Annotated in this window: 5 protein-coding genes; all 5 read left to right on the forward strand. The window is 31.7% G+C overall.

Features of this window, described 5'->3' with window-relative positions; genetic code table 11:
* Positions 1-42 precede the first annotated feature (42 nt).
* Positions 43-246, forward strand: coding sequence for a hypothetical protein (locus RR409_RS20755; RefSeq protein WP_332559683.1), 204 nt, complete (start codon positions 43-45; stop codon positions 244-246).
* A 187-nt stretch (positions 247-433) separates the two neighbouring features.
* A complete protein-coding gene (locus RR409_RS20760) occupies positions 434-1,213 on the forward strand; it encodes a type III pantothenate kinase (RefSeq protein ID WP_332559684.1) in 780 nt (259 codons plus the stop codon).
* 178 nt (positions 1,214-1,391) lie between these two features.
* Positions 1,392-2,363 carry a tRNA dihydrouridine synthase DusB gene (gene dusB, locus RR409_RS20765; RefSeq protein ID WP_332559687.1) on the forward strand — a complete coding sequence of 324 codons (972 nt, stop codon included), beginning with the start codon at positions 1,392-1,394 and terminating at the stop codon, positions 2,361-2,363.
* Positions 2,364-2,606: 243 nt separating this feature from the next.
* The gene (greA, locus tag RR409_RS20770; RefSeq protein ID WP_332559685.1) at positions 2,607-3,086 is read left to right on the forward strand and encodes a transcription elongation factor GreA; all 480 of its coding nucleotides are present in this window, start codon (positions 2,607-2,609) and stop codon (positions 3,084-3,086) included.
* Between the two features lie 19 nt (positions 3,087-3,105).
* On the forward strand, positions 3,106-4,527 hold a 1,422-nt coding region (lysS, locus tag RR409_RS20775; RefSeq protein WP_332559686.1), incomplete at its 3' end, for a lysine--tRNA ligase.

Consider the following 4,527-nt stretch of genomic DNA (forward strand, 5'->3'; position numbering starts at 1 on the left):
ACATATCAACTTTACAAAAACTCTTGAGGAGGTAATTTTAATATGGATAATATTACTCGTAGTGCTAAAGAACAAATGCTTAGAAAACGTAAAATAACAAATGGTGAAAGATATCTGATGAACATGTATATGAATCTTATTTTAAGTGAAAAAGAAGGAACGATTAAACAGGAGATTTATAACATACTTAAAGATGAAAGAGAAATCGTGGAAAGAATAAACTTGAATGAACAGTGCATAATATAATAAACACTTTAATATATACATAATTTAATGACATACCTTGACAAATGAGATTTACTTGTTAAAATTAAATTGTTGTTTTATTTGAGAATAGATGCTTTTTTATTGTAGCTATTTTCATTTTAACTAATGTTGAAAAGATTTGAAAAGCAGCTATTAAGCTGCTTTTAATTATATAGGGGTGAATTAAATGATTTTAGTATTGGATGTAGGAAATACAAATATTGTTCTAGGTATCTTCAAGGGAAAAAAATTAGTTGTTGAGTGGAGATTATCTACAGATTACAAGAGAACTGCTGATGAGTATGCTACTCAGGTAGCACAGTTGTTTAATCAAAGTAATATAGATATGAAACATATAGAAGGGGTTATAATTTCTTCGGTTGTTCCTAATATTATGTATTCGCTTGAACATATGATAAGAAAATACTTTAATACTACTCCAATAGTGGTTGGTCCTGGAGTAAAAACAGGAATTAATATTAAATATGACAACCCAAAGGAAGTAGGAGCAGATAGAATAGTTAACGCTGTAGCGGCTTATGAAACTTATAAGAAGGCATTGATAATTATAGATTTTGGAACGGCAACCACTTTTTGTGCCATAGCTAAAAATGGAGATTATCTAGGCGGCACCATATGCCCAGGAATAAAGATTTCTTCTGAGGCATTATTTGAACGAGCAGCAAAACTTCCAAGAGTAGAACTTATTAAGCCGGATACAGTTATATGTAAGAACACAGTAGCTAGTATGCAAGCAGGAATAATTTATGGATACATTGGTCAGGTAGATTATATAGTTAATAAGATGAAAAAAGAGATGGAAGTTAAAGGAGAAGAAGCTCCAATGGTTATTGCTACTGGAGGGTTAGGAAATTTAATTGCTAAGGATTCTCTTACTATTGATAAGGTTGAACCGTTCTTAACCTTAGACGGACTAAGAATAATTTATCAGAAGAATAAAGAGTAAAAGTACGGATGTATTTATACCCATATATTAAAATATTATATTAGTTGAATAAGTAATATTGATTCATTATCATAATGTAATTTTAATTTGCGTGTATGATAGATAATAATATAATTCAAAGGAATGGATGAATCCAATTATATAAGTAGTTACTAAAGTGAAAAGAATAGGTGAGAAAATGGATATAGCAAATCTTCATTTTAAAAATGAGGTGTTTTTAGCTCCAATGGCAGGGGTAACAGATATTGCCTTTAGGGGTGTATGCAAGAAAATGGGTTGTGGACTAGTTTATACAGAGATGGTCAGTGCCAAGGGATTGTTTTATAATAGCAAGAATACAGAAACTCTTATGAAAATATCTGAGGAAGAAAAACCTGTGGCATTGCAGATATTTGGAAGTGACCCTAAGATTATGGCTCATGCCTGTGAAGTGTTTAATACTATGGAGGATATTTGCATAGTTGATGTTAATATGGGGTGTCCAGTGCCGAAGATTGTTAAAAATGGCGAGGGGTCGGCTCTGATGAAAGATCCAAAACTGGCAGCTGAAATAGTTAAGGAAATGAAAAAGGTATCAAAAAAGCCTGTAACAGTTAAATTCAGAAAAGGTTTTGATTCAAGTAATATAAATGCAGTAGAGTTTGCAAAACATTTAGAAGCTGCAGGAGCAGATACTATAGCTGTTCATGGAAGAACTCGTGAACAAATGTATGAAGGAAAGGCAGATTGGGATATAATAAGGCAGGTTAAAGAAAATGTTAGTATCCCTGTTATAGGAAATGGCGATGTGTTTTCTGCTGAGGATGCCATAAGACTTAAAGAGTTTACTAATTGTGATGGTATAATGATAGCTAGAGGTGCTATGGGTAATCCATGGATATTTAAACAAATAAGTGAAGGGTTAGAAGGTAAAGAAATTACATGTCCTTCACCAATTGATAAGCTTGAAATGTGTATACTGCATTTAAACTTAGCTATGAAGTATTTTGATGAGGCTAAAGCTGTAAGAGAAATGAGAAAACAAATAGCATGGTATATTAAAGGGTTGAAATATTGCACAGATATCAAAGATAGAGTTAATTCCATGACAAAGTATCAAGATGTGTTAAAAATATTGGAAGAATATAAAAATGAACTAACAATTAGATAAACACTGGCTTTTATTGACAATATTGTAAGTGTGTTTTATAATAACTTAAAGCATTAAAAACGTGGCGTAATTTAGATAATTTTAATATGCAGATAAGCAAGTTGATAGCTTAGTTTATATTAAGGCAACTTGCTTATGTTTCATTGAATTATAATATTTTCATTTGAGAATGTATAAAACTATAGTTTGTACGTATAAATTATCTAAGGTAGCTTTATTATATTATTAAAAGGGGAGAAAAATATGAGCGAGTCTAAAAAATATGTAATGACTTATGAAGGAATAAAGAAACTTGAGGAAGAGTTAGAATATTTAAAGACAGTTAAAAGAAAAGAAATAACTGAAAAGATTAAGGTAGCTTTAGGATATGGAGACTTGAGTGAAAACTCTGAATATGATGAAGCTAAAAATGAGCAAGCTTTTGTAGAAGGTAGAATAATTCAACTTGAAAATATGTTAAGAAATGCATCTGTGGTAGATGAAACAGAAATTGAAAAGGATGTAGTTAACATAGGAGCAATTGTTAAAGTTAAAGATTATGAATTTGATGAAATAGAAGATTACCACATTGTTGGATCAGCAGAAGCAGATCCAATGAGAAATAAAATTTCAAATGAATCACCAGTAGGAAAAGCTCTTATTGGCAAAAAAGTAGGAGATATAGTAGAAGCTATAATTCCAGATGGAGTAAGCAAATACGAGATTTTAGAAATAAAAAGATAAAGCAATAGGAGGAGTATACATGTCTACAGGAGAAAACAACGTAAATGTACCAGAATTAGAAATTGACAATGAACAATTAGAAACACAAGAAGCTGAATATAATGAACAAGTAAGGATAAGAAGACAGAAGCTTGCAGATTTACAAGCTGAGGGAAAAGATCCATTTGATGTCTATAAGGTTGAGAGAACTCATACTTCTGAGCAAGTTATAAAAGAATTTGAAGGTTCAGAGGAAGTAGAGGGAAAAACTGTAACTATAGCAGGAAGACTTATGTCTAAAAGAATTCAAGGTAAGGCTGGATTCTGTGATGTTCATGACAGATACGGGAAAGTTCAAGTTTATATAAGATTAGATCAAGTTGGAGAAGAACAGTTTAAAGATGCTAAAACCTTCGACATAGGAGATTTCTTATCGGTAACAGGAACAGTATTTAGAACTAAAACTGGAGAAATATCAGTTAAAGCTACAGACGTTCAACTTATATCTAAATCTTTAAAGCCACTACCAGAAAAGTGGCATGGACTTAAAAATCCGGACTTAAAATACAGACAAAGAGAAGTAGACCTAGTTATGAATAAAGAAGTTAGGGATACTTTCATGAAGAGAATAAAAATAATCAGTGGTATAAGAGAATTCCTTGATAATAGAGGATATTTAGAAGTTGAAACTCCTATACTATCACCTATAGCTGGTGGAGCTGCAGCAAGACCATTTACAACTCACCATAATGCTTTAGATATAGATATGTACCTAAGAATCGCTACAGAGCTATATCTAAAAAGATGTATAGTTGGTGGATTTGAAAAAGTTTATGATATGGGTAAAAACTTCAGAAATGAAGGAATTGATATAAGACATAATCCAGAGTTCACTATGATTGAACTTTATGAAGCTTATGCTGATTATAATGATATGATGAGAATAACAGAGGACTTAGTAGCTTATGTTTGTATGAAAGTTCACGGTACAACTAAAATAACATACCAAGGAACTGAACTTGACCTTACACCACCATGGAGAAGAATCACTATGGTAGATGCGGTAAAAGAGTATTCTGGAGTAGACTTTACGCTAGTTAAAACTGATGAAGATGCTAGAGCTATAGCTAAAGAAAAACATTTAGAGTTTAAAAAAGAGTTAAAAGACTGTACAAAGGCTGATGTACTTAATGCATTATTCGAAGAATATGCAGAAGAACATTTAATTCAACCAACGTTCCTTTGTGACTACCCAGTAGAAATATCACCACTTACAAAGAAAAAACGTGGAAATGCAGAATTTACTGAGAGATTTGAAGGGTTTATATATGGTAGAGAAGTATGTAATGCTTACTCAGAACTTAATGATCCTGTAGTTCAAAGAGATAGATTTATGCAACAATTAAGAGAAAGAGAACTTGGAGATGATGAAGCATACATGATAGATGAAGAATTCATGAGT

The organism is Clostridium sp. (genome assembly GCF_036642255.1).
Lineage (GTDB): Bacteria > Bacillota > Clostridia > Clostridiales > Clostridiaceae > Clostridium_J.

Coding starts and splice junctions, on each gene's coding strand:
- RR409_RS20755 (WP_332559683.1), top strand. CDS start 43: ATGGATAATATTACTCGTAGTGCTAAAGAACAAATGCTTAGAAAACGT.
- RR409_RS20760 (WP_332559684.1), top strand. CDS start 434: ATGATTTTAGTATTGGATGTAGGAAATACAAATATTGTTCTAGGTATC.
- dusB (WP_332559687.1), top strand. CDS start 1,392: ATGGATATAGCAAATCTTCATTTTAAAAATGAGGTGTTTTTAGCTCCA.
- greA (WP_332559685.1), top strand. CDS start 2,607: ATGAGCGAGTCTAAAAAATATGTAATGACTTATGAAGGAATAAAGAAA.